Genomic DNA, 401 nt, shown 5'->3' on the forward strand with positions numbered 1-401 from the left:
AAGAAGTGAACATAAACTCGTCTTTATTAATACATCCCGTTTATTCATGATATTGTTTCACGACTATAATAATGATGAGGAAAATCAAAACTCAAGCATTGTACTGGAATTTTGTTTTGCCATTAAATGATTTAGCGAAATTATTCACATCTAGCATAAAAATTGCCCCACGGATGGGGCAACTTTTATTCATAAACATGATAAGTTAGCCAATCGTAATTTGATGATTATTTAACAGCTCTGCAAGCGTTACATTCGAAGTTTGATGTTCTAAGACCAAAAGATCCTGATAATTTGAACCATTTGCTTCACCATCACGATCTACTTTCACGGTTGCAGATTCAGTTGCTGCATCATAGTCAACCTTAATGAATTTTTCGACTTGTGAAAGATGAGATGAT

General features: G+C 33.7%; 1 protein-coding gene. It reads right to left on the minus strand.

Annotation, left to right across the window (positions count from 1 at the left end; genetic code table 11):
* Positions 1 to 205: 205 nt before the first annotated feature.
* A partial coding sequence (locus ACNPNW_RS06415; protein WP_448766767.1) for a type I secretion C-terminal target domain-containing protein occupies positions 206 to 401 on the minus strand: 196 nt, incomplete at its 5' end.

The sequence above is a fragment of the Acinetobacter endophylla genome (genome assembly GCF_053543775.1).